This is a genomic window from Catellatospora bangladeshensis (assembly GCF_016862575.1).
Classification (GTDB): domain Bacteria; phylum Actinomycetota; class Actinomycetes; order Mycobacteriales; family Micromonosporaceae; genus Catellatospora; species Catellatospora bangladeshensis.
In genome coordinates, this window is record NZ_BONF01000025.1 from 155,544 (window position 1) to 181,834 (window position 26,291).

The window sequence follows — 26,291 nt, forward strand, 5'->3', positions numbered from 1 at the left end:
TCTTTAATTCCCATAGGCTTAATATGAAATAGTCGCTCGATGGATTGTGGCGGGCCGGACGGCCGTGCCAGCATCCGAAGCAGCAACCCCCAGCAGCGGAGACAGCCCGATGAGCCTGACGTTCCACTGGTTCCTGCCCACCTACGGCGACAGCCGCTTCATCGTCGGCGGCGGCCACGGCGTGCCCACCGGCGTCGCGGGCGGCGCGCGCCCGGCCACCCTGGCCTACCTCGGCCAGATCGCCCGCACCGCCGAGCAGCTGGGCTTCGTCGGCGCGCTCACCCCCACCGGCGCGTGGTGCGAGGACGCCTGGCTGTCCACCGCGATGCTCACCGAGGTCACCGAGCGGCTGAAGTTCCTCGTCGCGTTCCGCCCCGGCCTGCTGTCGCCGACCCTGGCCGCGCAGATGGCCGCCACCTTCCAGCGCCACTCCGACGGCCGCCTGCTGCTCAACGTCGTGACCGGCGGCGAGGCCCACGAGCAGCGCGCCTACGGCGACCACCTGGACAAGGACGCCCGCTACGCCCGCGCCGACGAGTTCCTGCACATCACCCGCTCGCTGTGGCGCGGCGAAACGGTCGACCACTTCGGCGAGCACCTGCGTGTCGAGGGCGCGTCGCTGCCGCGCGTGCCCGACCCGGTCCCGCCGGTCTACTTCGGCGGGTCGTCAGCGGCCGCCGGGCCGGTCGCCGCGCGCCACGCCGACGTGTACCTCACCTGGGGCGAGCCGCCCGCGCAGGTCGCGGGCAAGCTCGACTGGATCCGCAAGCTCGCCGCCGACGCGGGCCGCGAGCTGCGCTTCGGCATCCGGCTGCACGTCATCTCCCGCGATACCACCGAGGAGGCCTGGGCGCAGGCCCGCAAGCTGCTGGAAGGCATCAGCGACGCCGACATCGCGGCGGTGCAGGCCGGGCTGGCCCGCAGCGAGTCCGAGGGGCAGAAGCGCATGCTCGCCCTGCACGGCGGCCGGCGGGACAGCCTGGAGATCGCGCCGAACCTGTGGGCCGGGGTGGGCCTGGTGCGCGGCGGCGCGGGCACCGCGCTGGTCGGCAGCCACACCGAGGTCGCCGACCGCATCGCCGAGTACGCCGAGCTGGGCATCAGCGAGTTCATCCTGTCCGGGCACCCGCACGTGGAGGAGGCGTACTGGTTCGGCGAGGGTGTGCTGCCGATCCTGCGCGCCCGTGGCCTGTGGACCCACCCAGCGGGTGATCCGGCGCACGAGAAGCCGGAGATCCCGTTCGCCGCCGCCGGCTCGCGCTAGGCGACGGCCTGTGAACGGATCGGCGAACCCCTCGGGCACGGCTACCCACACCTGCCCACCGGTGCCGTCGACGGGCCTGTCCGGCGGGCTGATCCCCCACGCCGTACGGCCCGACCGCTGGTGCTGGGCGCCTGACCTCGGGTTCCACCACAGGTCGGCCCCGCACCGGCGGGTCCAGCTCAGACCCGCCGCGGGTCTGCTCACGCGCGGGCACACCATCGGCGTCCGGCGTGCGGTGGCGCTGGGTGCCGGTGGGGCGCCCGCCGATGTGGCCCACGCCTTCAGCGAGCTGGAGGCGTGGGCCGCCTTCACCGACGCCGACGTCTTCGCCGAGCTCGGCCACGCCCTGTCCGGCCTGCCCGGACCGGACGCCGCCGAGCACGCCGCGCGGGCGGTGGTGCTGCGCGCCCTGGACCGCATCGACGTGACGATGCTCCCGACGTCCTGGCAGGGGCCGCTGGCCCTGGCCGCGTCCGGGCAGGGCGCGTCGCCGCAGGAGGCGGCCCGGTTGCGTGCGGTCTGCGACGCGGCGTACCGCAGGCTCACCCGGTTCGAGACCGGCTGGCCGCCGGCCCGCACCGACCGGCAGGCGTGGTGGGACTACGCCGCCGCGCGGGCCTGCACCGCACTGCGCGACGAGGACTGGACCGCCGCGGCCCACGCCGTCACCGACCTCTACGGGCTGACCGGCCCCGCCGAGGAGCAGGCCACCGCCTGGCTGCGGCAGGTCGCCGCGACCGCGCTCCCCCGCGTGGCGGGCTGACTCAGATCCGGGGCAGGCCCAGCAGCCGGCGCAGCGTGCCCTTCAGCGCCTCCAGCTCCGCGTCGACCGTGTAGACGTGGTCCTGGTCGAGCGTGACGGCGACCAGGTGCCGGGCGGGCTCGCGGCTGACCTCGTAGTAGTAGATCGCGCCCTGCTCGACGTCGAGCACTACCCGGACGAGCCGTCCGGTGTGCAGCCTGCCCAGGCGGCCCTCCAGGGAGCGGCGCAGCTCGATCAGCGCGAGCCCCTCCTGCTCGTACAGGCCGCGCCGCTGGTGCGCGCTCAGCTGGCGCAGCCGGTAGCGGGGCTGCTCGAACACGTCCACGCTGAACACCCGCTGCGGCGCGCCCTGGGGGTCGTCGTCCGGCGGCTCGTACAGGGCGACGTAGTGCAGCCGCTCCACGGTGAGCGCGTCGCGGCACGCCTCCAGCAGCACCCGGTCGGAGGAGTCGGCCTGGTAGTGGCCGGGCACCGTCGACACGGCGATCTCCTCGGCCGGCGGGCGGGTCGTGTCCGGGTTCTCGATGACCTCCTGCACGTCCTCGACGCGGAAGTAGAAGCAGCCGATCGCGAACGTGGTCACGCCGAGCACCAGCGTGATCATGCCGACGACGTCCTGGACGATCTCCTCCTCGAACAGGCGGTGGGCCGCCGCGACGAGGAAGCCGTGGATGGCGGTGCCCAGCCCGGCCAGGATCAGGAACGCGCCCCGGGCCCGCTGCACGTTGAGCCAGCCGGGCCGGGCCAGGTAGAGGGCGCCCGCGGTGAGTCCGACCACGACCACCGCCACGCCCGCCCGGCCGAAGTTGAACGGCTCGTCGCCGAGCAGCGCCAGCAGGATCTCGAAGATCAGTGGCAGGGCGATGGTGCTGGCCAGGATCCCGGCCATCCGCTGGGACCAGTTCACCCTGGTGGCGGGTGTGGACTCGGCAGCCGACATTCGCTTACCTCCGCGGGGGTGGGGAAGATGGCGCGATCATCGTACGGGCGCATGCGAACACCTTTCAGACCACATTGGACGGCGAACGTGCACGCGGCGGCTAACCTTGCTCCCGGTGTGGGTGCCGACCTCGGGGCCCGCGTCACCGGATCGGGAAGGAACGTGGAGCTGGTGCGCCGGATCGGCCTGCTGGGACTGTTCGTGCTCGCCGGGCTGGCCGCCGCGTGGGCCCTCGACGTCGACGTGGCGGCGGTGTCGCACTCCCCCGTCTACCGCCTCGGCGCGTACGCGCTGCTGGCCGTCGGCCTGTACGGCGCGACCTTCGGCATCGACCTGCGGCAGGCGCAGGCCGACGGGCGGGTCATCGGGCTCGCGGTGACCGTCGGGGTCGTCGTCAAGGCCCTGCTCATCGGCGTGAGCCTCGCGCTGGCCTGGCAGGATCCGCTGTTCCTGCTGCTCGGCGTGGCGGTGGCGCAGATCGATCCGCTGTCGGTGGCCGCGCTGCTGAACGACACCCGGATGAGCGAACGCGCCCGGACCGTGCTGGCCGCGTGGTCCTCCTTCGACGATCCGGTCACCGTGCTGCTGGCGATCTACGCCGCCGGGGTGGCCGCGACCGTCTTCGGGCTCGGCGGCGCCGTGTCCGACGGCAATCCGCTGCTCACCTACGGTGCCGACCTGGCCGGCAACGCCGCGCTGGCCGGTGCCGCCTGGGCGCTGTGGCGCCTGGCGCGGACGCGGGTATGGCTCCAGTACGTGCTGCTCGCGGTGGTGCTGTGCGTTGCGGTGGCCACGGGCTGGATGCTCGCGGTCGCGATCGCGGGCCTGTTCGCCCGGCCCGCGGCGCTGGAGCCGTGGATCCCGCGGATCACCCAGACCGCGCTCTACGCCGCCGCGACCGGGCTCGGCGTGCTGCTCGTCGACGGGATCGCCCCGGTGCGGGGCGTGACGCTGGGGGTCGCCGCGTTCGCCGCGCAGGCCGTCGCGGCCTGGCTGCTGACCCGCGGCATGCCCCGCGCCGACCGCTGGCACCTGGCCGCCGCGCAGCAGAACGGCATCACCGCGATCATCCTGGCGCTCACCCTGCAGATCGACTTCGACGGCGTGGTGGCCGTGGTAGCCCCCGCGATCCTCACCGCCAACCTCCTGCACGCGGCGGTCAACCGCCGCCTCGACCGCCACCTGGCCACTCCCGCGCCAACCCCCACCCCGCCTAGCCCCGACCCCGGCCTCACCGGGCGATGATCGCGGACTCGTGTCGGAAGGTGGGGCTGGGCCCAGGTTTGGCATCCGCTGGCGATCATGGGGAAGGTGGTGGGTCAGCGGGGCCAGGGCCAGGTGAGGGCCGCGGCGGGGAAGCGGCTCAGGTACTCGCCGTCCAGTTCGGCCAGGCGCAACGCGAGCATGTCCCGGTCGCGGGGCATGCCCGCACGGATGACCAGCTCGCCCAGCGCGTGCGCGTTGGCGAGTTCGCGCCGCAGCGCACCGTCGTCGAGATCCGCGGCCGGCTCACACCGCAAGGTAGGCCAGCCGATCGCCGCCGCCGCGCGACGGATCGCCACCCAGCACAGCGCCACCGCATCCTCCCGAACGCATCCGCGAACAACGGTGAAGTCCTGGGAAGTTCCCCGGCCGGGCACGGTCCAAACAGTCAGCCGGACCGGTGCGGGCCGTAGACCAGGCGGTGTCCGGTGCCGATGACCGTGCGGTAGAGGCCACCGGTGACCGGCCGGGCGCGCGCGATCGCGGCCAGCGCCGCGTTGGCCCCCGGCCCGCCGTGCACACCGGGCCCCGGATGCGCCGACGCCCCCGCCAGGTAGAGCCGGTCGACGACCGTGTCCGAGCGGCCCAGGCCGGGCACGGGGCGCAGCATCAGCTGCTGCGCGATCGCCGCGGTGCCACCGCCCAGCGCACCGCCGACCATGTTCGCGTTCTCGTTGGCGAGGTCCGCCGGGCCCTGCACGGACCGGCCGATGACGAGGTCGGCGAAGCCCGGCGCGGCCCCCGCGAGCAGCTGCTCGATGCGGTGCGCGTAGGCGGCGATCTCAGCGCTGTCCCGGTCGCACCCCGACAGGCGGCGCGGCAGATGCGTGTAGGCCCAGTACGTCTCCGTGCCCGGCGGTGACCGCGTCGGGTCCACCCGGCTCATCTGGCCCGTGAGCAGGAACGGCACCTCGGGATCGTCCTCCACGGCCAGCGCCGCCGCCGAGCGGCTCAACCCGGCCAGGTCACCGCCCAGGTGCACGGTGCCGGCCAGCTCGGCGCCCCCGGCGGCCCACGGCACCGGCTCCCGCAGCGCCCAGTCCACCTTCACGGTGGGCCGGTCGTAGCGGAACACCTCCAGATCCGCCAGCAGGCGCGGCGGCAGGTATGCGGCGCCGACCAGGTCCCGGTACAGGCTGGGGGCGTCGACATCGGCCAGCACCGCCCGCCGCGCCCGCCACGCGCGCCCGTCGTCGGTCAGCACGCCCAGCGCCCGCCCGTGCCCGACCACCACCCGGGTCACCCGCGCGCCGCACACCAGCTCGCCCCCGCGCGAGCGCAGCCGCCGCGCGAGCGCGTCGGTCAGCGCCTGCGCCCCGCCCTCCGGCGCCGGGAACCCGAACTGCTGGCCCAGCATGGCGAGCAGCCACCCGTACGCGCCCGAACCGGCCCCGTCGGGCCCGACGTCGGCGTGCATCGCGCAGCCGGTCAGCAGCAGCCTGGCCCCCTCCCCGCGGAACAGTTCCTGCCCCAGCTCGGTGACCGAGAGCGTCATCAGCCGGCCCAGGCGCAGCAGCCCGGCGGACCCGGCGCGCCGCAGCAGGCCGCCTGCCGCGCGCACCGGCGGGAACGGCGTGAACATCGTCTCGATGACGGCGTCGGCGAGCCGCCGCCAGTGGGCGTACGCCACCAGCCACCGCTCGCCGTCACCGGCGGAGAACTGCTCCACCGACTCGGCCGTGCGCAGGGGGTCCCGGTGCAGCAGCACGGACCGGCCGTCGGGCAGCACGTGCGCCAGCACCGCCGGGGCGTGCCGCCACACCAGGCCGTGCCGCTCCAGCTCCAGCCCGGACAGGATCGGCGAGCACGCGGCGAACGGGTAGAAGGCACTGCACAGGTCGGCACGGAAGCCGGGTGCGGCGATGTCGGCGCTGCGTACCCCGCCGCCCGGGACGGCCGCCGCCTCCAGCAGCACCACGTCCCAGCCCGCGTCCGCCAGCACATTGGCCGCGACGAGCCCGTTCGGGCCCGCGCCCACCACTACGGCGTCGGCGTCCACCGGTGTTCCGTACCCAGGAACGAGCCCGGGGATGCCTGTCCGTTTGGGGGCGGGTCGCGGACGGGTAGTGGTGCGGGATGCAGTGCACGCCTTGGAGGGGGTTGAACATCATGGGACTGTGCAAGCGCATGTTCGTGCTGCTCGCGGCGCTGGCCGTGACGATGGTCGGCGGCGCCGGCGCCGCGACGGCCGCGGTGCAGCCGTCGGAACAGGACAACTCGTGGATCGTCGCGGCGCACCAGGCGAACCTGGCGGAGATCGCCACGGGCAAGATGGCGCAGGACAAAGGCACCTCGGCGGTGGTCAAGGACCTCGGTGAACGGTTCGTGACCGACCACACCAAACTCGACGACTCGCTCAAGACGCTGGCAGGCGATCTCAACGTGACGCTGCCGAACGAGCCGAACGCCGAGCAGAAGGCCGTCGCGCAGAAGCTCTCCGACACCGCGGCCGGGGCGGACTTCGACAAGATGTGGATCCAGCAGCAGCTGGCCGGGCACGCGAAGGTCATGACGGCCACCCAGCAGGAGATCGACAAGGGCGAGGCGGCCCAGGTCAAGCAGGCGGCCGAGCAGGCGCTGCCGATCATCAAGGCACACCACGAGGCGCTGATGAAGGCCGCGCCGAACTTCGGCGTCCAGCCCAGCCAGTAGCGCGAACGATCGAAGCTCCCGTCCTGGTCACCAGGCGGGAGCTTCAGCTGTGGGTTCCGGCGCCGTTGAGGTGGTGGCGTACCTTCGCCAGCGCCGCGCTCGGGAGGGTGGCCAGCGTGGCCGGGGTGAGCCGCCACCCGCCCTCGACCTCACGCGGGACCTCGACGGGCTCGAACAGGTTGCCGTCGGACGGCGGCTCGGGGCGGCCGAACTGGGCGAGCTGCCCGTACAGCGAGAGCAGGCGCTCGGCCAGCGCCGGAGCCAGCCGCCACTGCCACATCACGGTCGAGGCCGCCCGGCCGACGAAGCTCTGCCGCCGGGGGTGCTCCAGCAGCCGCACGATCCGGTCGGCCACCTCCTGCGGCGGGCTCAGCGGCCGCGGCGGCAGGACCTGGCGGCCCATCTGGTTCGCGGCCCACGCGAACAGGGGCGTGTCCAGCGAGCCCGGCAGCACCGTGCACACGGACACCTCGTCCACGCCGTCGGCCCGCAGCTCCTGCCGCAGGCTGTCGGCCATGCCCTGCACCGCGTGCTTGGCCATGATGTACGCCCCCAGGTAAGGCAGCGACACCTCGGACAGCACCGAGCCGACGACGACCAGCACCCCTCCCCCGGCGGCGCGCAGCCGCGGCACCGCGGCCCTGGCCCCGTGCAGGTAGCCGAACACGTCCACGTCGATGGTGCGGCGCACCTGGTCCAGCGGCAGGTCGAGCAGGCGGCCGTACAGGGCCACCCCGGCGTTGTTGATCCAGGCGTCGATGTGGCCGAAGCGCTCCTGGGCGGCCTCGGCCAGCCGCTCCACGGCGTCGGGGTCGGAGGTGTCGGTCGGCACCTCCAGCACGTCGGCGCCCAGCTGCCGGCACTGCTCGCCGATCTGGGCCAGGCCGCGCGGGCTGCGGGCGGCCAAGACGAGTTGCGCACCCCGGCAGGCCAGGGTCAGGGACGTGGCGGCGCCGACCCCGCTGGAGGCGCCGGTGATCACGACGGTGGACTCGATGATCGATCTGGTCAGCGGCATCCGCTACCAGTACCCGTCCGAGCTGCGGCTACACGGCCGGGGCGGGGTGATCAGGCGGTGGCGGGCACGGGCCGGCCGAGCGTGGCGCGCAGGGTGAGCCGCAGCTGGCGGCCGCGCAGCGGCAGCCCGGCCCGCCGGGCCATGGCCGCCCCGGCCGCCGCCGAGGCCAGCACGGTGGCCACTCCGGCGAGCACCAGCGCGGTGCGGGCTCCGGCCTGCTCGGACAGCAGGCCGAGCAGCGGCGCTCCGGCCGCGCCCGCCACGGAGCTGGTCATGGCGAGCGCGGCGAGCACCCGCCCGCGCATGTCGGCGCGGGTGTCCAGCTGCACCCGGGTGGCCACGGTGGTGTCGATGAGCACCGCGCCCGCCGCGATGGGCAGCATGGCCAGGGCGAAGCTCCAGGTGTGCGGGGCGAGGCCGGCCAGCACCTGCAGCACGCTGGTGACCAGGCCCGCGCCGATGAGGGTGCGGTAGCCCAGGGCCGGGCGGCGGGCGGCGAGGAAGCCGCCGACGACGGTGCCGGCGGCGAAGACGGTGGAGAGCATGGCGTAGCCGCCCGCGCCCGCGTGCAGCGGGCCGTCGCTCATCGCGGCCATGGTGACCTGGTAGTTGCGGCCGAGGCTGCCCAGCACCAGGGCCAGCCCGAGGGTGATCAGGACCATCGGCTGGCGCAGCAGGTACGCGAGCGCGCCGCCGCGCGCCTTCGGGGCCGTGTCCACGGCCGGGGCCTGGAGCGGGTGCAGGTCGCGGGGGCGGATGGCGAGCACCGCGAGGACCACGGCGGCGAAGCTGAGCGCGTTCGCGCCGAACAGCACGGCGGGGCCCGCGGCGGCGACGACCACGCCGCCCAGGCTCATGCCGAGGATCCGGCCGAGCGAGCTGACCAGGGAGCCCAGGGACAGCGCGTTGCCGAGCGCGGACTGCGGCACGGTGGTGGCGGCGAAGCGGCCCATGACCGGGCCCTCCAGCGCGGCCACCGCGCCGCCGAGCACCGAGACGGCGTACACGAGCGCGAGGTCGCCGCCGGACGGGCTCCAGGCGATCAGCGCGAGGGCTGCGGCTAGCCCGGCGTGGGCGAGCTGGGTGGCGATGAGCAGCGGCCGCACCGGCAGCCGGTCGGCGAGCATGCCGCCCAGGCCGCCGAGGACCAGCACGGGCAGGGTCTGCAGCATGATCGCGGCGCCCATGCGGGCGGCCGAGCCGGTCTCCTGCAGGACGTACCAGTTGACGCCGAGCACCTGCATCCAGGTGCCGACGACGGAGACCAGACACGCGCCGGTCCAGACGCGGAAGCCGCGGTGGCGCAGCGCGGCGAAGGTCGACTGCACAGCTTTGTGCCCTTCTCACCGGGGGTGGGCGGAAGGGCAAGTGTGCAAGTGCGTCAGTGTGCACGGGCCCGACAGTGACCCGGTTCACGCCCCGCGGGAGGTTTAAACGCGCTGGTCAGGACGTTCGGACGAGTCCCGGTGAGCTGCGCGGCGGGCGCCGGTGACCATACGGGCGCCGCGGGCGGCGAACCAGCCGCGCAGCCAGTGGTAGGTGGCCACGGGCGGGATGAGCACGCTGGTGGCGATCATGGTGAGGCGCTCGGCGGCCTGCGGCGGCCCGGGACGGATACGCGCGAGCGCGAACTCCCCCGTGCCCGCCGCCCAGCCCAGGGTGCTCGCCGCGCAGGTCGCGGCGGCGGCGCGCCGGATCGCCGGGCGGCGGGTCAGCGCGGTCACCGCCCCGCAGGCCACGGCCAGCACACCGAGTGCGGTGATGGCGGTGTGCCGGGTGCGGCGGCCGCGCGGCACTTCCAGCAGCTGCCGCCAGCGCGGGCCGTACAGGCGGCGCAGCAGCGCGTCGTCGGCGTTGCCGCGCTGGGTGCGCACGCTGACCCAGCGGTCCTCGGGGCGCACCGGGTGGCGCACCCGGCGCATCCCGTGGCGCAGCTGCCAGCCCGCGGCGCGGACCCGGAACGCCAGCTCGGCGTCCTCCCGGTAGGCGCGCGGGAAGCGCTCGTCGAAGCCGCCGGCGGCGGCCAGCGCGTCGCGGCGGTAGGCCATGTCGGCGGTGATCCAGCGGCCGGTCTCCAGGCCGGCGGTGCAGCGCTCCCAGTCGGTGGGCCGCCGGTCGTGCGGCAGCGGCACCTCGATCCGCCCCAGCACCCCGCCGATCAGGTCAGGTGCGGTCAGGTCGTGCAGCAGCGCGCGCAGCCAGCCGGGGCGCGGCAGCACGTCGTCGTCGAGGAAGGCCACCCACGGGTGGCGTGCGTTCCGCCAGCCGACGTTGCGGGCGGCGGCCGGGCCCGCGCCCCTGCCTGCCAGCACGCGGGTGCGCGCCCGCAGCGCCGGGGGCACGGTGACCTCGACCGGCCGGTCCCGCACGATCACCAGCTCGACGGGCGCACCGTCGCCGACCTCCCGGGCCAGGATGCGCAGCAGCGCGTCGAGGCTCGGCCGCCCGACGGTCGGGATCACGATGCTGACCCCGCCGCCGGGCGGCGACCACGGCAGGCCGCCGCCGCTGACCGGGCGCACCAGGTGCGGATGCACGGTGTTCACCCCCCGCCGAACGCCGCGGCGCGGCGCACCGTGTACGGGCCGAGCACGAGCAGGGCCACCGGCGCCGCCCCGAACAGCTCCATGGCCTGGCGGGGCGTGTCGACGATGGGCTGCCCGGCGATGTTGAGCGACGTGTTGACCAGCACCGGCAGCCCGGTGCGGCGGTCGAACTCGGCCAGCACCGAGGCCATGCGCGGCTCGGCGGCCGGGTCGACCGTCTGCACCCGGGCGGTGCCGTCGACGTGCACCACGGCCGGGATGCGCTCCCGCCAGCCGTCCCGGACCCGGTGCGTGAACAGCATGTACGGGCTGGGCAGCTGCCCCTCGAAGATCTCCGCGGCGCGTCCGGCCAGCACCATCGGGGCCACCGGGCGGAAGTGCTCGCGGCCCTTGATGTCGTTGAGCCGGGCGGTGGTGGCCGGGTCGCCCGGGTTGGCCAGCAGCGAGCGGTGGCCCAGCGCCCGGGGGCCGTACTCGGCGCGCCCGTCGTACCAGGCGACCACGCCGTTGCCCGCCAGCACCTGTGCCACGACGGCGGCCAGGTCGGCGGGGCGGTCGTAGGGCAGCGCGGCGCGGATCAGCTCCGCCTCCAGCTCGGCGTCGGGGAAGCCCCGGCCGAGGTCCGCGCCGGGCATGGGCTCGGGCAGCACGTCGGTCTCTGCGCTCAGGTGCAGGGCGGCGCCCAGCGCGGTGCCCGCGTCGCCCGCGGCGGGCTGGACCCATACCCGCTGATAGGGCCCTTGCTCGGCGAGGCGGGCGTTGGCGACGCAGTTGAGGGCGACGCCGCCCGCCATCGCGAGCCGGGCCGGGCCGCCGGCCGCGTCGTGCAGCCAGGCGGCCAGTTCCAGGAGGACCTCCTCCAGGCGGCGCTGGACGCTGGCGGCGAGGTCGGCGTGCTCGGGGTCGAGCCGGTCGTCCTCGCCGTGCCGTGGCTTGGCCAGCGCGGCCCAGTCCACGGCCGCGACCCGGAAGCCGCCGTCGGCCGTGGTCTGCACCAGCTCGCGGAACAGCGGCAGGAAGCGCGGCTGGCCGTAGGAGGCCAGGGCCATCACCTTGTACTCGTCGCTGGAGCGCAGGAAGCCCAGGTGGGCGGTCAGGTCCTCGTAGAGCAGGCCGAGCGAGTGGGGCAGCCGCTGCCCGGCCAGCACCTCCAGCCGCCCATGCCGGTAGCGCCCGGCCAGGTGGCTGGCGGCCTCGCCGCGCCCGTCGAGGACCAGCACGGCGATGTCCTCGTCCGGCGGGTACGGCGCGGCCAGCGCGGCCGAGGCGGCATGCGCGACGTGGTGGGGCACGAACCGGACGGCGGCCGGGTCGAGGCCCGGCAGCGCCTCGGCGAGGAACGCCGGGGCGCGGCGGGCGTAGTCCTGGCGCAGCCAGTCCCAGGGGTCGTCCAGGCCCAGCTCGTCCGCGGGCGCGCACCGGCCCGGGTCGAAGGAGTAGCCGACCGCGTCCAGCTCGTCCGCGCCGATGCCCGCCTCGTCGAGGCACCAGCGGGCCGACAGCACCGGCAGCTCCCAGGCGGAGAACGGCACCGGCCGCTTTCCGTGCTTGCGGCGGCTGAAGCGCTCCTCCTCGGCGGCCGCGACGGTCGTCCCGTCCACCACCAGGGCCGCCGCCGGGTCGTGGAACACCGCGTTGATCCCGAGCACCTTCATGAGGCCACCCGTTCCCCGGCAGAAGTCCGGCCAATCCGACTTCTTACGCGAATCTCCTGCCAGGAGATCTTTCTCCTCGTCGGAGTGCGGCAATCTCCAGCGAGGAGTTTCCGGCCTTTCCGGCGCACCACGTGATCTTCGCGTTTGGGAAGATCCGGACAGGGTACGGCCACCGGGTGCTCGACACAGTTGACGACAGCAGCGTGACCAGGGTCTTCGACGCGGTCCTCTGCGACCGGGACGACACCCTGATCCGCGACGTGCCGCGCATCAGCGACCCCGGCCTGGTCGTGCCGATGCCGGGCGCACGGCGGGCGCTGGACCGGCTGCGCGCCGCGGGCCTGCGCATCGGCGTCGTGTCGAACCAGGCGGCGATCGGCGACGGATACACCACCCGGGCACAGGCCGACGCCGTCGACGCCCGCGTCGAGCAGCTGCTCGGGCCGTTCGGCAGCTGGCAGCTGTGCTGCCACACCCGCGACGGCGGCTGCGGCTGCCGCAAGCCCGCACCGGGACTGATCCAGGCAGCCGCCCGTGAGCTGGGGGTGCTTCCCCACCGCTGTGTCGTGATCGGAGACGTGGGCACCGACATGGCCGCCGCTGCCGCCGCGGGCGCGACCGGCCTGCTCGTGCCCACCGCCCGGACCAGGGCCGAGGAGATCAGCGCCGCCGCGTACCGCGCGGGCGACCTCACGGCCGCGGCGGACTGGATCCTGGCCCGCCAGGAGGTTCTGCGGCCCGGTCCGGCCGGGCCGGGTGGTCACGTGCTGGCCGTGCGCACCGATTCGGCCGGTGACGTGCTGCTGATGGGACCTGCGATCCGCGCCCTGGCGTCCCGCGCCCGCGAGCTGACCCTGCTGACCGGCCCGCTGGGCGAGGCCGCGGGGCGGCTGCTGCCGGGCGTGACCCGCGTGCTCACCTGGCGTACGCCGTGGATCGAGCGCGATCCGGCGCCGGTCCTGCCGTCCGAGGTGGACGCTCTGGTCAGGACCGTGCGCGAGCTGCGTGCCGACGAGGCCGTGGTGTTCACCTCGTTCCACCAGTCGCCGCTGCCGATGGCGCTGCTGCTGCGGCTGGCCGGGGTCGGGCGGATCAGCGCGATCAGCGAGGACTACCCCGGCGCGCTGCTCGACGTGCGCCACCACGTGCCCGACGACCTGCCGGAGGCCCAGCGCGCACTGTCGCTGGCGGCCGCGGCGGGACACCTCCTGCCTGACGGCGACGACGGCCGGTTGCGTACGAACCTTCCAGCTGCGGATACACGCGGCCAGCTCGTCGTCGTCCACCCCGGTGCCAACGCGGGCGCGCGCGGCATCCCGCGCAAACGGGCGGTGGGGATCGTGCGGGCGCTGGCGCAGGCCGGATACGACGTCGCCGTCACCGGCGGGCCGGGCGAGGCCGAGCTGACCGCCGAGGTCGCCGGGGACGTCGCGGCGGACCTCGGCGGGCAGACCGACTGGGCCGCGCTCGGCCGGCTGCTGGCGCGCTCGGCGTGCCTGGTCGTCGGCAACACCGGACCGGCCCACCTGGCCGCCGCCGTCGGCACGCCGGTGGTCAGCCTGTACGCGCCCACGGTGCCGTTCGCGCGCTGGGGCCCGTACGCCGTGCCGCACGTGCGCCTCGGCGACCCCGACGCGCCCTGCCGCGACAGCCGCGCGGTCACCTGCACCCTGCCCGGCCATCCCTGCCTCGGCGCGATCGACCCGGGTGAGGTCGCCGCCGCCGTCGCACGTCTCATCGGGAGCGCGTCATGAGAATCCTGCTGTGGCATGTGCACGCCGCCTGGACCACCGCGTTCCTGCAGGGACCGCACACCTACCTGGTGCCGGTCACCGCCGAGCGCGGCCCGTACGGGCGGGGCCGCGCCCAGACCTACGACTGGCCGGCCTCCTGTGTGGAGCTGACCCCGGCCGAGCTGGCCGGCGCCGACGTGGACCTGGTGGTGCTCCAGCGGCCCGAGGAGTGGGCGCTTGCCGCGCGCTGGCTGCGCCGCATCCCCGGCCGCGACGTGCCCGTGGTGTACGTCGAGCACAACACCCCGCGCCGCGACGTGCCCGACAGCCCGCATCCGATGGCCGACCGCGACGACGTGACCCTGGTGCACGTCAGCCACTTCAACGACCTGTTCTGGAACGCGGGCGGCACCCGCACGGTCGTGATCGAGCACGGCATCTGCCCGCCCGCGGCCGAGTACACCGGTGAGCTGGACCGGGTCGGCGTGGCGATCAACGAGCCGCTGCGGCGCTGGCGCGTCACCGGCACCGACCTGCTGCCCCGGTTCTGCGAGGTGGCCGGGCTGGACGTGTTCGGCATCGGCGCCGGGCGGCTGCGCGGCCTGCTGCCGCCCGGCACCGGGCTGTACGACGATCCCCCGCAGCACGAGCTGCACCGGCAGCTGGCCCGCCGTCGCGTCTACCTGCACCCGATGCGGTGGACGTCGCTGGGCCTGAGCCTGCTGGAGGCCATGATGATCGGCATCCCGGTGGTCGCGCTGGCCACCACGGAGGCCGTGGAAGCCGTGCCGCCGCAGTCCGGCGTGCTGTCCACCCGAGTGGACACGCTGGTCGAGGCGGTGCGCTGGCTGATCAAGGATCCCGAGACCGCCACCGAGGTCGGCTCGCGGGGCCAGGCAGCGGTCCGCGCCCGCTACGGGCTCGACCGGTTCCTCGCCGCCTGGGAGCGGCTGTTCAAGGAGGTGGCGCCATGTATGTCGACTCCATCGACGGCAAGGTGATCCGCAGTCACCTGCGCCGGCTGCAGCAGACCGCGAGCGCGTTCGAGCCGGAGGCGGGCAAACTCGCCCGGTGGGGGCTGGTGCTGGCCCGTACCCTGATCGGCGGCGGGCGGCTGCTGATCGCCGGGAACGGCGGCTCCGCCGCCCAGGCGCAGCATCTGGCCGCCGAGTTCGTCGGCAAGCTGCGCGAGGACCGCATCCCGCTCTCGGCGATCGCGCTGACCGCCGACACCTGCGGGGTCACCGCGATCGCCAACGACTACGGATACGGCCACGTGTTCGCCCGGCAGGTGCGGGCGCACGGGCAGCCGGGCGACGTGCTGCTGCTCATCTCGACCAGCGGCCGCAGCCCGAACCTGCTGGAGGCCGCCGACACCGGCCGGGCGCTGGGCATGCGCACCTGGGCGTTCTCCGGCGACCGGCCCAACCCGCTGGCCGAGCGGTGCGCCGAGGCGCTGGCCGTACCCAGCAACGACACCCAGATCGTGCAGGAGCTGCACCTGGCCGCCGCCCACCTGCTGTGCGAGTACGTCGACGCCGCGCTGCCCCGCGCGCACGGCGCGCCGCCGTCCCCGGTCGAGCTGCGGGTCATGGCGGGAGCCCCGCGATGACCCCGCAGCTGCTGGTGGTGGGCGACTCGCTGCTCGACCTCGACGTGGCGGGCAGCGTGGACCGGATCAGCCCGGACGCGCCGGTGCCCGTGTTCGAGGAGGGTGACGCGACGGCCCGGCCCGGCGGCGCCGCCCTGGCCGCGACGCTGCTGGCACTGCACGGGCACCGGGTGCGGCTGCTGACCGCCATCGGCGCCGACGAGGCCGGGCAGCGCCTGCGCGGCCTGCTCAACGAACACGGCGTGGAGGTGCTGGCGCTGCCGTACCGGGGACACACGCCGGAGAAGATCCGGCTGCTCAGCGGGCGGCAGGTGGTGCTGCGGCTGGACCGCTCGGCGGTCACCGAGCCGGTCGGTGAACCGGCGGAGACCGCGCTGGTGGCGCTGGCCCAGGCCGACGGTGTACTCGTCGCCGACTACGGGCGCGGGGTCACCAGCGTCAACGAGCTGCGCCGGGTGCTGGCCACGGTCGCGGGCAGCCGGCCGGTGGTGTGGGACCCGCACCCGCGCAGCTGCGGACCGGTGCATGGGATGCGCCTGATCACCCCGAACGAGCACGAGCTGCCCGCCGACGACGACGGGACGGCCCCGTACGCAGACCGGCTCGGCGCGCTGGCCCGCCGTGCCGCGACCGCGCGGCTGCTCTGGCGGGCCGGCGGCGTCGCGCTGACCCTGGGCGCACAGGGGGCGCTGCTGGCCGACGGCAGCCCGGTGCCGCTGGTCGTCGCCCCGCCGCTGGTCGGCGAGGGCGACACCTGCGGCGCCGGGGACCGGTTCGCGGGCGCGGCCACCGCCGCCCTGGCCGAGGGTGCGCTGGCGTCCGAGGCGGTGCAGCTCGCCGTCACGGCGGCGGCAAGGTTCGTGGCGTGCGGCGGCGCGTCGCACTACCGCCAGGACAGCCCGGCAACGCCCGCGCCCGGCGCGTTCGGGCTGGCGGCCGCCCGCGAGGTGGTCGCCCGGACCCGCGCCGCGGGCGGGCGGGTGGTCGCCACCGGCGGCTGCTTCGACCTGCTGCACGCCGGGCACGTCGCCACCCTGCGCGCCGCCCGCGAGCTGGGCGACTGCCTGGTGGTCTGCGTCAACTCCGACCGCAGCGTACGCGGGCTCAAGGGCGCGGGCCGGCCGCTGGTGGGCCAGGACGACCGCGCGCAGACGCTGGCCGCGCTCGGCTGCGTCGACGCGGTGGTGGTGTTCGACGACGCGACGCCGCTCGGCGTCCTGGAGCACCTGCGCCCGGACGTGTGGGTCAAGGGCGGCGACTACAACCTGCAGGAGCCCGGCGCGGCCCGGCCCTCCGGCGGCGTGATGCCGGAGGCCGACCGGGTCCGGGACTGGGGCGGGCAGTGCGTGCTGGTGCCGTACGTCGCCGGGCACTCCACCACCGCCCTGATCCACAGCGCCCGGCGCACGGCACCCGCCGCGCCGGAGGAGGCACGAAGGAGCACGCCATGAACGTCAACCCGGGACGGGTGCTGGTCAGCGGCGGGGCGAGCGGCCTGGGCGCCGCGGTGGTGCGGGCCGTCGCCGACGCGGGCGGCAAGCCCTACACCGTGGACCGGCAGCCGGTCGACGGCGACGGCGTGGTCGCCGACGTGGCAGACACCACGGCGGTGACCGCGGCCGTCACCGAGCTGGCGCAGCGGACCGGCGGGTTCGACGCGGTGGTCACCGCGGCGGGCTGGGACCGGCCCGGCCGCCTGGCCGACGTGCCCGCCGACGAGTGGGACCGGGTGGTGCGGATCGACCTGCTCGGCACCGCGGCGGTGGTCCGCGCCGTGCTGCCGCACCTGCCGGTGACCGGCGGGCACGTCGTCACCATCGCCTCGACGCTGGGCCTGCGCGCGCTGTCGGACGCCACGGCGTACTGCGCCGCCAAGTTCGGCGTGGTCGGATTCACCCGGGCGCTGGCCGTGGAGCTGGCCGGGCAGGTGGACGTGACCCTGCTGATCCCCGGCGGGATGCGCACCGCGTTCTTCGACGGGCGCACCGAGCAGTACAGGCCCGGCGCCGACGCCGCGCTCAACGACCCGGCGTACGTGGCGAACGCGGTCCTGTTCGCGCTGAGCCAGCCGCCCGGCTGCGCGGTCCGGGAGCTGATCGTGTGCCCGGACCGGGAGCCGTCCTACCCGTGACCGGCCCACCGGCGGACGTCCTGGTGCTGCGCGCGCTGGGCATCGGGGACCTGGCGACGGGCGTCCCGGCGCTGCGCGGCCTGCGAGTGGCGTACCCGGCGGCGCGGATCACCCTCGCCGCCCCGGCCTGGCTCGCACCGCTGGTGGAACTCATCGGTGCCGTCGACCGGCTCGACCCGGTCGACGGCCTGCACTCGGGACCGCGCCGGGGCCGGTACGACCTCGCGGTCAACCTGCACGGCCGGGGGCCGCAGTCACACCGCGTGCTGGCCCCGCTCGGCGCGCCGCTGTGGGCGTTCCGCAATCCCGACGCGGGCTGCCCGACCGGCCCCGAGTGGCGGCCCGACGAGCACGAGACGGCCCGCTGGTGCCGCCTGCTCGCCTGGTACGGCGCGCCGGCCGATCCGGGTGACCTGGCGCTGTCCACCCCGCCTTCGGTGCCTGCCGAGGCCGGGGCGACGCTGGTGCATCCCGGCGCCAAGGCCCCGGCCCGGCGCTGGCCGCCGGAGCGGTTCGCCGCCGTGGCCCGCGCCCTGTCTGACGCCGGGCACCGGATCCTGATCACCGGATCCGGCGGTGACGTGGCGCTGGCCCGGCACGTGGCCGACCTTGCCGGTCTGCCCGGTTCGCGGGCGGTGGCCGGGCGCACCGGCGTCGGCGAGCTGGCCGGGCTCGTCGCGCACGCGCGGCTGGTGGTGTGCGGCGACACGGGCATCGGCCACCTGGCCACCGCGTACGGGACCCCGTCGGTGGTCCTGTTCGCCGAGCTGGGCCCGCACCTGTGGGGACCACCACCCGCTCACCCATGGCATCGGGCCCTGTGGCGTGCAGACCTGGCCCACGAACGACAAGCCGGCGACGCGCCGCATCCGGCGCTGGCCGCATTGACCGCCGCAGAGGTCGTCGCGGCGGCTCAGCAGGCCATCGGCGCCAGGAGCCCCGCCTCGCACCGGATGCTGTAACCACGGTTACACTGCAGCGGTGAGCGCTGGTCCGGCCGGAACGTGGGTGCTGCTGGCCTACCGCATCCCCCGTGAGCCGTCGCGACCGCGGATCGCGGTGTGGCGCAAGCTCGAAGCCCTGGGCGTGGCCCGGCTCGGCGACGGACTGGTCGCGCTGCCCGCCGACGCCCGCACCCGCGAGCACCTCGACTGGATCGCCGACGAGGTCACCGACGCCGGCGGCACCGCCACCATCTGGGTGGCCACCCCGGGCAGCCTCACCCAGGAACGCTCCCTCGCCGCAGCGATGCGTGAGGCACGTGCTGCCGAATACGAGCAGATCACCGCCGAGGCTCACGCTGCCGCCTCGAGCGACGACACCGAACGCCGGCGAGTGCTGCGCCGACTGCGCGCCGAACTGCGCCGCATCGGCCGCCGCGACTACTTCCCGCCGCCCCAGCGGCGGGCCGCCCACACGGCCGTGCAGGCACTGGCCGAACCGCAGACCAGCGACCTTCCCGCGGAGCAGCGCGCATGAGCACCTGGGCCACCCGAGCCGGGATCCACATCGACCGGGCCGCATGCGCCTGGCTGATCCGCCGCGCCGTCGACCCGTACGCGATGTTCGTGTTTGTCGCCGATCCCGCCGACGTGCCCGACGGTGCGACCCCGTTCGACATGCGCGGGGTGGACCTGGGCCACCACGGTGACGACTGCTCGTTCGAGACGATCCTGCGCCGTTACGAGGTCACCGACCCGGTGCTGTGGAAGATCGCTGAGATCGTGCACGAGGCCGACCTCGACGACGAACGCTTCGACGCCCCCGAAGCCCCGGGCCTGGACGCGGTCCTGCGCGGACTGTCGATGATCGCCGACGACGAGCAGATCCTCACGATCACCCGGCCGATGTTCGACGGCCTGTACGAGTACTACCGACGCGGCCTGCTGCTGGACCGCACCCCCGCCTGAACCATGGACGAACCACACTGCGGAGCGTCACGATGACCACCACTCACAGGGCCGGCAGCACCGAGACGGGACAGCCGGCGGCCGGCGACGTCGTCCCGCTGCGCCACGCGGTCAAGGCGTGGTTCCTGATCTCGTTGCAGACGTTCGGCGGCCCGGCCGGGCAGATCGCCGTCATGCAGCGCCACCTCGTCGACGAGCGGCGCTGGATCGGCCAGAGGCGCTTCCTGCACGCCCTCAACTACTGCATGCTGCTGCCCGGCCCCGAAGCCCAGCAGCTGGCCATCTACGTCGGGTGGCTGCTCAACGGCGTCCGCGGCGGCCTCATCGCCGGCACCCTGTTCGTTCTGCCCGGCCTCGTCGCGCTGCTGGCCCTGTCCGGGCTGTACGTCGCCTACGGCGACACCACTGCCGTCACCGCCGTCTTCACCGGACTCGCCCCCGCGATCGTCGCCGTCGTCGCCCAGGCCGTATGGCGCGTCGGCACCCGCTCACTGCACAACACCGCACTGGTCGGACTGGCGGTGGCCGCGTTCGCGGCGCTGGCGCTGTTCGCAGTGCCGTTCCCGCTCGTCATCGCCGCCGCGGCACTGGCCGGGTGGACCCTGCACCGGGTGCGCCCTCAGCTGGTCGCGACCGGCAGCGGCCGGCACGGCAACGGCGAGGACGGCCCGCCGCCGCTGATCCCCGACGACGCCCTGCACCACGACCGTCCGTCCACCGGGCGCGCGATCGCCATCCTGACAGCCGGGCTGGCCGCCTGGTTCCTGCCCATCGCGGCCGTCGCGGCCACCACCGGCACCGGCAGCGTGTTCACCCAGCAGGGCCTGTTCTTCTCCGGCGCCGCCGTCGTCACCTTCGGCGGCGCCTACGCCGTCCTGTCCTACGTCGCCCAGCAGGCCGTCGAACGCTACGCCTGGCTGTCCGCAGGCGACATGGTCCGCGGCCTGGCCCTGGCCGAATCCACCCCCGGCCCGCTGATCATGGTCGTGCAGTTCGTCGCGTTCCTCGGCGCCTACCACCACCCCGGCAGCCTCGACCCCTGGACTGCAGGCATCATCGCCTCGCTGCTGACCACCTGGGTCACGTTCGTGCCGTGCTTCCTGTTCATCCTGCTCGGCGCCCCCTACGTCGAGAAGCTGCGCGCCAACCACAGCCTGTCCGCGGCACTGACCGGGATCACCGCAGCGGTCGTCGGCGTCATCGCCAACCTCGGGCTCTACTTCGCCTTTCACACCCTGTTCGCCGGCACCCGCACCGTCACCACCGGGCCGCTGAACATGCTGCTGCCGGATCCGTCCAGTCTGCGCCCGGCCGCAGCGGTCATCGCAGCGGCAGCCGCCGTGATGATCTTCTGGGCGAAGTGGTCCGTGCTGCGGGTGCTCGCCATCTGCACCCTGCTGGGCATCGGCGCCGGGCTGCTCAGCCTGATCTGAGCAGCCCCGCCGCGCGGTCCGGCGACGAGCCGGTGACGGCGGGCTGTGGGCGCCACCTACGAGGACCACACCTGGCATTCGTCGGCGGGGTGAGGTCCGGTGCGGGTCGTGCTCCCACCGGCCCGGCGGCTAATGCGTGGTGTCGGAGCGGCGGTCGGCGAACCAGTTCTTGGCGAAGGTGTTCAGGGCCTGCAGGTCGAACTGCGGGCAGACCAGGGTGTCGCAGCGGTTGACGGCCTTGAACGCCTCCGTCAGGCCCTGCTCGGCGCCGGTCGCCGAGGACGTGCCCGAAGTCCTTCCACGGCGCATCCTGCGCGGGGTTGAAGAAGTCACCACGAGGGTGACCACCGTCGGCCGGGTAGGTCTCTTCATGGGCCGGCAGCAGATCGGTGAACGCGTGCGCCACCGCCCAGCAGCCCGAACGACACCGCGGACAGGGCGAGGCTCGCCCGGGGCCGGGTCAGCATGGCCACTGTCTCGCCTCCTGCCGCGTGTCACAGACATCTCGCGGTAGTGGTCGTGGATCGGCGAGCCCTGGTTCCCGAGACTTTCGTTTCGATGACCCGGCAGCCCGGCCGGTGCCCGCAACCGCCCGGCGGACGCTGCGGGCACCGGCTCCGTCCGGTCGCTCAGGCGACGTCCCGGCGGGTGGTGAACCTGATCGCGGCGGCCGCGAACAGCACCGCGTATCCGGCCAGCAGCGCGGCGGCGCCCCACTGCGGCAGCCCGTCGGCGATCGAGGCGGGAAGCCTGCCGACGGCGGTACCGGCCGAGAACGGCAGGTACCGGGTGACGTCGCGGCCCACGAGCTGCCCGACGACGCCTTCGACCAGCGTCAGCCAGGCCAGCGACCCGGCCACCGCGACGGCGAGGTTGCGCACCAGCGCCCCGATGCCGACACCGATCGCGGCGAACGCCGCGTTCCACACCGCACCGCCTGCCGCGGTGCGCCACAGCTCGGCATCCGACCAGGGCATGCTGTGCCCGGCCGCGGTCAGCCACACGTAGGTCACGGCGAGCGACACCGCCGCGCCCGCGGCGCCGAGCCCGAACCCGGCCAGGGTGGTGAGGGTCAGCTTCGCCGCCACGACCCGGCCGCGGCGGGGGCTGCCGAGGTAGGTGTCGGTGATCGTCTTATGCCGGTACTCCCCCGCGACCGCCACGATCCCTAGCACCAGCGCGATCAGCGAGGTCAGGCCGACGTGCGCGACGGCGCCGATCGCGGTCGCGGCCTGGTCGAGGGGCATGTTGGACAGCGGCCCGGCAGCGCCCGCGGTGATCAGGACGAGCTGGATCACCAGCAGGATGACGAACCCGCGGGTGGTGCGCAGCTTGAGCCATTCGTTTCCGATGAGCTTGAGCACGGTGGTGGTCTCCTCAGCGCGTCGCGGCGGTCGGGTCGTGCCGGTCGGTGGTCAGGCGCAGGAACGCGTCCTCCAGGGAGCCCGCGTGCTCGCGCAGCCGGTCCACCGGCCCGTCGAAGGTGAGCCGCCCACCGGCCAGGATGACCACGTGGTCGGCGGTCTGGGCGACCTCGGACAGGACGTGACTGGACACGATCACCGTGCGGCCGGAAGCGGCCCGGCCGCGCAGCAGTTCCCGCAGCCACGCCATGCCTGCCGGGTCCAGTCCGTTGGCGGGCTCGTCGAGCACGAGCACCTGCGGGTCGCCCAGCAGCGCGGCCGCCAGGCCGAGCCGCTGGCGCATCCCGAGCGAGTACCCGCCGACCGTGCGCCCGGCGGCCTCGGACAGGCCGACCTCGTCGAGGACCTCCTCGACCCGTGCAGTAGGCAGGCCGGCGGAGTGGGCGGCAATGCGCAGGTGGTCGCGGCCCCGGCGGCCCGGGTGGAAGCCGGTGGCCTCCAGCACCGCGCCGACCGTGCGGCGCGGATCCGGCAGCTCGGCGTACGGGCGGCCGCAGATCAGCGCCTGCCCTGCGGTCGGGCGGATCAGTCCGAGCATCATGCGCAACGTCGTGGTCTTCCCCGCGCCGTTCGGGCCGAGGAAACCGGTCACCTGGCCGGCAGGCACGTCGAAGCTCAGCTCCCGCACCGCCTGCACCGGGCCGAAGTGTTTACTCAGCCCGCGGACCGAGATGTCGATGGATGTCACGGAAGACCTTTCGTCGACGGCCGGGCACACCCGTCCCGGCAACAGGCCTCACCATCCCCGCCGGCACCCGGCCGCGTCGTCGCCCGGCCGCGCCATCTTCGGCGTACCACGGATGCGGTACGCCACCTACCACCGCCAGGCGACGCGACCCGCGGCCCCGGGTTCTAACCTGGTGCGATGACCGTGCTGGAACGGCTGCGCGCCGCCGCCGCACGCCGCCCGCACGCCGACATCGCGATCGCCGCCGTGATCTACACGGTCACGCTCGTCACCACGGCCGCCGGACCGGCCGGCGCCCCCATCGACGCCCACGGCCTCACCCTGGCCACCCTCGCCTGCGGCGCACTCGCCGCGCGCACCTGGCAGCCGTTCACGGTCCTGCTGATCTCGACCGTCGCGGCCGAGGCGTACCTGCTGCACTACCACGACCACCGCGGGCAGATGATCCTCGCCGCGCCGCTGATCGCGCTGTACACCGTCGCCGAGACCTCCCGCCGTCAGCGCGCCTTATTCGTGGGCGGCCTGGTCATGGCCGTGTTCGCCGGCGTCCACCTGCTGGCCAGGCCCGGAACCTGGCTCGGCGCCGAGAACCTCGCCCTCGGCGCGCTCGGCGCCCTGGCCGTCGCCGCCGGCACCGCCTCCCGCCACCGGCAGGCCTGGCTCGCCGAAGCCCGGGCCGCCGCCGCCCACGCCCAGGCCGACCGCGAAGCCGAAGCCGCCCGCCGCGTCACCGAGGAACGGCTGCGCATCGCCCGCGAGCTGCACGACGTCCTCGGCCACCATCTGGCCCTCATCCACGTCCAAGCCGGCGTCGCCGCCCACGTCCTGCAGACCGACACCCGACCGCACGACGGTCAGGCACGCAACGCCGTGTCACACATCGCCACCGCCAGCAGGACCGCCCTGGCCGACCTCGCCGACACCGTCGGCCTGCTACGCCAACCCGGCGAGCAGTTCCCGCCTGTGCAGCCCGCAGGCGGCCTGGCCGGGATCGGCGACCTGGTACAGGGCTTCGCACGGCTGGGCCTGGCGATCACCGAGCACACCGACGGACAGCCCCGGCCGGTCCCCGCCGCAACCGACCTGACCGCCTACCGGGTCGTTCAGGAATCACTGACCAACGTCAGCAAACACGCCGGCCCGGTCCCCGTCACCCTGCGCTGGACCTACCAGCCGCAGGCGCTGCAGGTCACCGTCGACAACAGCCCCGGCCGGCCGAACCGGCAGAGCACCGACGCGAGCCAGAGCCACGGGCTGACCGGCATGCGCGAACGCGTCACCGCCCTCGGCGGCATCCTCACCGCGGGCCCGCTACCGGACGGCGGCTACCGCGTCTGCGCCACCCTGCCCCTGACCGCCGGAGCAGCCACATGACGATCACGGTCCTGCTCGCCGACGACCAGCCCCTCGTACGAGCCGGGTTCGCGTACTTCATCGACACCGCACCCGACATGGCCCTGGTCGGTCAGGCCACCGACGGCGCCGAAGCCGTCGCACTGGCCAGCGCCACCACACCAGACGTCGTGGTCATGGACATCCGCATGCCGGGCCTCGACGGCCTGGCCGCCACCGCCCACATCAGCGCCGACCCCGCTCTGGCCGGCACACGCGTGCTCATCCTGACCACGTTCGAACTCGACGAGTACGTCTTCACCGCGCTGCGCGCCGGCGCCGCGGGCTTCCTCGGCAAGAGCACCGAACCCGCCGACCTGCTGCAAGCCATCCGCACCGTCCACCGCGGCGAATCGCTGCTGTCCCCGGCCGCGGTCAAGGCGCTCATCGGCCGTTTCCTCGCCCAGCCGCAGCACAACAGACCAGCGGCCGTCGACCGGCTCACCGCGCTCACCGCGCTCACCGAACGCGAACGCGAAGTCGTGGCCCTGGTCGCCTCCGGCATGAACAACGACGAGATCGCCGCCCACCTCGTCCTAAGCCCGCACACCGCCAAGACCCACGTCAACCGGGCCATGACCAAACTCGGCGCCCGCGACCGCGCCCAGCTGGTCATCACCGCCTACGAAACCGGCCTGGCGTCGGCGCCCCAGCAGCCCCACTGACGGTCGGACACCGGCCTTGTCCTGCGGCATGACCTCGGCGGCGTCGGTGTCGATGTCGGCTTCACCCGCCGGCACCTCCCAGCCGACGTGGCAGCGCAACTGCCGGCTACGTGCGAGCGCCATGGGGCCGCCCAGGCAGCCGAGCCGAATGCCGATTCCGATGCCGGGGTATGGACCTCACGGTACACAGAGAAGGAGACACACCATGACGAACGTGACCATGCCCATGCTCGAGACCTACCCCGCGGAGATCAACCTCGACCGCAGGCAGCTGGCCTCAGCCATCGACACGCTCATCGCCTGCAGCGAAGCCTGCACCGCATGCGCTGACGCCTGCCTGAGCGAGCCGATGATCGCCGAACTGGCCAAGTGCATCCGCACCAACCTCGACTGCGCCGACATCTGCTCGGCGACCGCCCGGGTGCTGTCGCGGCACACCGGCTACGACGCCAACATCAGCCGCACCATGCTGCAGGCCTGCATCATGGCCTGCCGCGCCTGCGCCGAGGAGTGCGAGCGTCACGCCGACATGCACGAGCACTGCCGCATCTGCGCCCAGGCCTGCCGTGACTGCGAGAACGCGTGTCAGCAACTGCTGTCGGCGATGAAATAGGGCTGAGACGGCGCAGTTGCCGCCAACGCGAGGTTTGATGCCTGGGCGCCGAACCCCGGCGCCCAGGCTTCCTGATCCGCACGCTGACCGAACCTCAGTCACCGGAGGCACCATGAACAGCCACGCACCGCCGGCGTTCACTTCCGCAACGAGATCATCTCTGGGCCCGGCGGCCTCCAGACCGTGTTCGACGACCCCGCCGGAAACGCCGTCGAACTGTTCCAGCCAGCCCAGTCCTGAGCCCACCGGCCTACGCCGCCCTACGTAAACACGGCACGCGTGATCGGTTACTTCGGCACCCCCCGGTGCCGATATCCAGCCCCACCTGACGGGCATCCGCCATCGAACGCCGGATGGCAGCTGCGCCGGTGTCGGCGCGTGCTCCGTCGGGCTACGCGCGCGCAGGCGGCACTGGGAGCAGATCGGAGACCGGAAAGCCGCTCCGGGGTACGCGGCACGGTGTGCGCAGAACCGCACCTCGTACACCCATTTGACCGCTGTCCGCGCGGCTGCGGAAACGATGATCGCCCCGAACACCATCCGAGCTGCCTCCGGTGAACGGACGCAACACCCGCCGTCAGCACCACCG

26 protein-coding genes are annotated in these 26,291 nt (G+C 74.3%); 16 read left to right on the forward strand and 10 right to left on the reverse strand.

Translation table 11 applies throughout. The features are described 5' to 3' along the window. Window positions 1–109 precede the first annotated feature (109 nt). Together Cba03nite_RS21155 and Cba03nite_RS21160 are read left to right on the forward strand one after the other, a co-directional pair. Window positions 110–1,264, forward strand: a complete 1,155-nt coding sequence (locus Cba03nite_RS21155; RefSeq protein WP_203748876.1) for an LLM class flavin-dependent oxidoreductase — start codon at window positions 110–112, stop codon at window positions 1,262–1,264. 61 nt (window positions 1,265–1,325) lie between these two features. Then, window positions 1,326–2,027: a hypothetical protein gene (locus tag Cba03nite_RS21160; RefSeq protein WP_203748878.1), complete on the forward strand. Its 702-nt coding sequence runs from the start codon at window positions 1,326–1,328 to the stop codon at window positions 2,025–2,027. Between the two features lies 1 nt (window position 2,028). Here Cba03nite_RS21160 and Cba03nite_RS21165 read toward each other — a convergent pair whose 3' ends face one another. After that, window positions 2,029–2,967, reverse strand: coding sequence for a hypothetical protein (locus tag Cba03nite_RS21165; protein WP_203748881.1), 939 nt, complete (start codon window positions 2,965–2,967; stop codon window positions 2,029–2,031). Window positions 2,968–3,084: 117 nt separating this feature from the next. Between Cba03nite_RS21165 and Cba03nite_RS21170 the strand changes: the two genes are divergently transcribed. Continuing rightward, window positions 3,085–4,212, forward strand: coding sequence for a cation:proton antiporter (locus Cba03nite_RS21170; RefSeq protein WP_203748883.1), 1,128 nt, complete (start codon window positions 3,085–3,087; stop codon window positions 4,210–4,212). A gap of 74 nt (window positions 4,213–4,286) precedes the next feature. Here Cba03nite_RS21170 and Cba03nite_RS21175 read toward each other — a convergent pair whose 3' ends face one another. Together Cba03nite_RS21175 and Cba03nite_RS21180 are read right to left on the reverse strand one after the other, a co-directional pair. After that, on the reverse strand, window positions 4,287–4,529 hold the full coding sequence (locus tag Cba03nite_RS21175) for a hypothetical protein (protein WP_203748887.1): 243 nt from the start codon (window positions 4,527–4,529) through the stop codon (window positions 4,287–4,289). A gap of 89 nt (window positions 4,530–4,618) precedes the next feature. Further along, window positions 4,619–6,229 carry a phytoene desaturase family protein gene (locus tag Cba03nite_RS21180; protein WP_203748890.1) on the reverse strand — a complete coding sequence of 537 codons (1,611 nt, stop codon included), beginning with the start codon at window positions 6,227–6,229 and terminating at the stop codon, window positions 4,619–4,621. 110 nt (window positions 6,230–6,339) lie between these two features. Between Cba03nite_RS21180 and Cba03nite_RS21185 the strand changes: the two genes are divergently transcribed. After that, window positions 6,340–6,882, forward strand: coding sequence for a DUF4142 domain-containing protein (locus Cba03nite_RS21185; protein WP_203748893.1), 543 nt, complete (start codon window positions 6,340–6,342; stop codon window positions 6,880–6,882). A 43-nt stretch (window positions 6,883–6,925) separates the two neighbouring features. Here Cba03nite_RS21185 and Cba03nite_RS21190 read toward each other — a convergent pair whose 3' ends face one another. The 4 genes from Cba03nite_RS21190 to Cba03nite_RS21205 all read right to left on the reverse strand — a co-directional run bounded on the left by Cba03nite_RS21190 (window position 6,926) and on the right by Cba03nite_RS21205 (window position 12,101). Beyond that, window positions 6,926–7,900 carry an SDR family oxidoreductase gene (locus tag Cba03nite_RS21190; RefSeq protein WP_203748895.1) on the reverse strand — a complete coding sequence of 325 codons (975 nt, stop codon included), beginning with the start codon at window positions 7,898–7,900 and terminating at the stop codon, window positions 6,926–6,928. 50 nt (window positions 7,901–7,950) lie between these two features. Beyond that, complete coding sequence (locus tag Cba03nite_RS21195; RefSeq protein ID WP_203748897.1) at window positions 7,951–9,228, reverse strand: MFS transporter; 1,278 nt, start codon at window positions 9,226–9,228, stop codon at window positions 7,951–7,953. A gap of 102 nt (window positions 9,229–9,330) precedes the next feature. After that, window positions 9,331–10,437, reverse strand: a complete 1,107-nt coding sequence (locus tag Cba03nite_RS21200) for a glycosyltransferase family 2 protein (protein WP_239125921.1) — start codon at window positions 10,435–10,437, stop codon at window positions 9,331–9,333. A 5-nt stretch (window positions 10,438–10,442) separates the two neighbouring features. After that, window positions 10,443–12,101 (reverse strand): carbamoyltransferase family protein, encoded by a 1,659-nt coding sequence (locus tag Cba03nite_RS21205; protein WP_203748899.1) that lies wholly within the window; start codon window positions 12,099–12,101, stop codon window positions 10,443–10,445. A 176-nt stretch (window positions 12,102–12,277) separates the two neighbouring features. Here Cba03nite_RS21205 and Cba03nite_RS21210 point away from each other — a divergent pair, with 176 nt between their 5' ends. The 9 genes from Cba03nite_RS21210 to chrA are packed head-to-tail and all read left to right on the forward strand — an operon-like array spanning window position 12,278 to window position 20,920. Then, entirely contained in the window at window positions 12,278–13,855 is a 1,578-nt protein-coding gene (locus tag Cba03nite_RS21210) for an HAD-IIIA family hydrolase (RefSeq protein WP_239125922.1), read from the forward strand. Then, window positions 13,852–14,835, forward strand: coding sequence for a glycosyltransferase family 4 protein (locus Cba03nite_RS21215; protein WP_203748902.1), 984 nt, complete (start codon window positions 13,852–13,854; stop codon window positions 14,833–14,835). The genes Cba03nite_RS21210 and Cba03nite_RS21215 overlap by 4 nt, the downstream gene beginning before the upstream one ends. Then, window positions 14,805–15,446, forward strand: coding sequence for a D-sedoheptulose-7-phosphate isomerase (locus tag Cba03nite_RS21220; RefSeq protein WP_203748905.1), 642 nt, complete (start codon window positions 14,805–14,807; stop codon window positions 15,444–15,446). The genes Cba03nite_RS21215 and Cba03nite_RS21220 overlap by 31 nt, the downstream gene beginning before the upstream one ends. After that, window positions 15,443–16,897 carry a PfkB family carbohydrate kinase gene (locus Cba03nite_RS21225; RefSeq protein WP_239125923.1) on the forward strand — a complete coding sequence of 485 codons (1,455 nt, stop codon included), beginning with the start codon at window positions 15,443–15,445 and terminating at the stop codon, window positions 16,895–16,897. Before Cba03nite_RS21220 ends, Cba03nite_RS21225 begins: the two co-directional genes overlap by 4 nt. Then, window positions 16,894–17,577, forward strand: coding sequence for an SDR family oxidoreductase (locus tag Cba03nite_RS21230; protein WP_203748908.1), 684 nt, complete (start codon window positions 16,894–16,896; stop codon window positions 17,575–17,577). Before Cba03nite_RS21225 ends, Cba03nite_RS21230 begins: the two co-directional genes overlap by 4 nt. Then, on the forward strand, window positions 17,574–18,539 hold the full coding sequence (locus Cba03nite_RS21235; RefSeq protein WP_203748911.1) for a glycosyltransferase family 9 protein: 966 nt from the start codon (window positions 17,574–17,576) through the stop codon (window positions 18,537–18,539). Before Cba03nite_RS21230 ends, Cba03nite_RS21235 begins: the two co-directional genes overlap by 4 nt. A gap of 19 nt (window positions 18,540–18,558) precedes the next feature. Continuing rightward, window positions 18,559–19,056, forward strand: coding sequence for a Chromate resistance protein ChrB (locus tag Cba03nite_RS21240; RefSeq protein WP_203748914.1), 498 nt, complete (start codon window positions 18,559–18,561; stop codon window positions 19,054–19,056). Further along, complete coding sequence (locus tag Cba03nite_RS21245; RefSeq protein ID WP_203748917.1) at window positions 19,053–19,487, forward strand: chromate resistance protein ChrB domain-containing protein; 435 nt, start codon at window positions 19,053–19,055, stop codon at window positions 19,485–19,487. The genes Cba03nite_RS21240 and Cba03nite_RS21245 overlap by 4 nt, the downstream gene beginning before the upstream one ends. Window positions 19,488–19,519: 32 nt before the next feature. Continuing rightward, entirely contained in the window at window positions 19,520–20,920 is a 1,401-nt protein-coding gene (gene chrA, locus Cba03nite_RS21250; protein WP_203748919.1) for a chromate efflux transporter, read from the forward strand. A 129-nt stretch (window positions 20,921–21,049) separates the two neighbouring features. On the opposite strand, the gene Cba03nite_RS21255 is transcribed toward chrA, so the two are convergent. The 3 genes from Cba03nite_RS21255 to Cba03nite_RS21265 all read right to left on the reverse strand — a co-directional run bounded on the left by Cba03nite_RS21255 (window position 21,050) and on the right by Cba03nite_RS21265 (window position 23,032). Beyond that, window positions 21,050–21,292 (reverse strand): hypothetical protein, encoded by a 243-nt coding sequence (locus Cba03nite_RS21255; RefSeq protein WP_203748921.1) that lies wholly within the window; start codon window positions 21,290–21,292, stop codon window positions 21,050–21,052. 257 nt (window positions 21,293–21,549) lie between these two features. Then, complete coding sequence (locus Cba03nite_RS21260) at window positions 21,550–22,284, reverse strand: ABC transporter permease (protein WP_203748923.1); 735 nt, start codon at window positions 22,282–22,284, stop codon at window positions 21,550–21,552. A gap of 13 nt (window positions 22,285–22,297) precedes the next feature. Then, window positions 22,298–23,032, reverse strand: a complete 735-nt coding sequence (locus Cba03nite_RS21265; protein WP_373315762.1) for an ABC transporter ATP-binding protein — start codon at window positions 23,030–23,032, stop codon at window positions 22,298–22,300. A 177-nt stretch (window positions 23,033–23,209) separates the two neighbouring features. Between Cba03nite_RS21265 and Cba03nite_RS40375 the strand changes: the two genes are divergently transcribed. The 3 genes from Cba03nite_RS40375 to Cba03nite_RS21280 all read left to right on the forward strand — a co-directional run bounded on the left by Cba03nite_RS40375 (window position 23,210) and on the right by Cba03nite_RS21280 (window position 25,702). Next, window positions 23,210–24,406, forward strand: a complete 1,197-nt coding sequence (locus Cba03nite_RS40375) for a sensor histidine kinase (RefSeq protein ID WP_203748925.1) — start codon at window positions 23,210–23,212, stop codon at window positions 24,404–24,406. Continuing rightward, the gene (locus Cba03nite_RS21275) at window positions 24,403–25,089 is read left to right on the forward strand and encodes a response regulator transcription factor (protein WP_203748927.1); all 687 of its coding nucleotides are present in this window, start codon (window positions 24,403–24,405) and stop codon (window positions 25,087–25,089) included. Before Cba03nite_RS40375 ends, Cba03nite_RS21275 begins: the two co-directional genes overlap by 4 nt. A 205-nt stretch (window positions 25,090–25,294) precedes the next feature. After that, entirely contained in the window at window positions 25,295–25,702 is a 408-nt protein-coding gene (locus Cba03nite_RS21280) for a four-helix bundle copper-binding protein (protein WP_203748929.1), read from the forward strand. Window positions 25,703–26,291 lie beyond the last annotated feature (589 nt).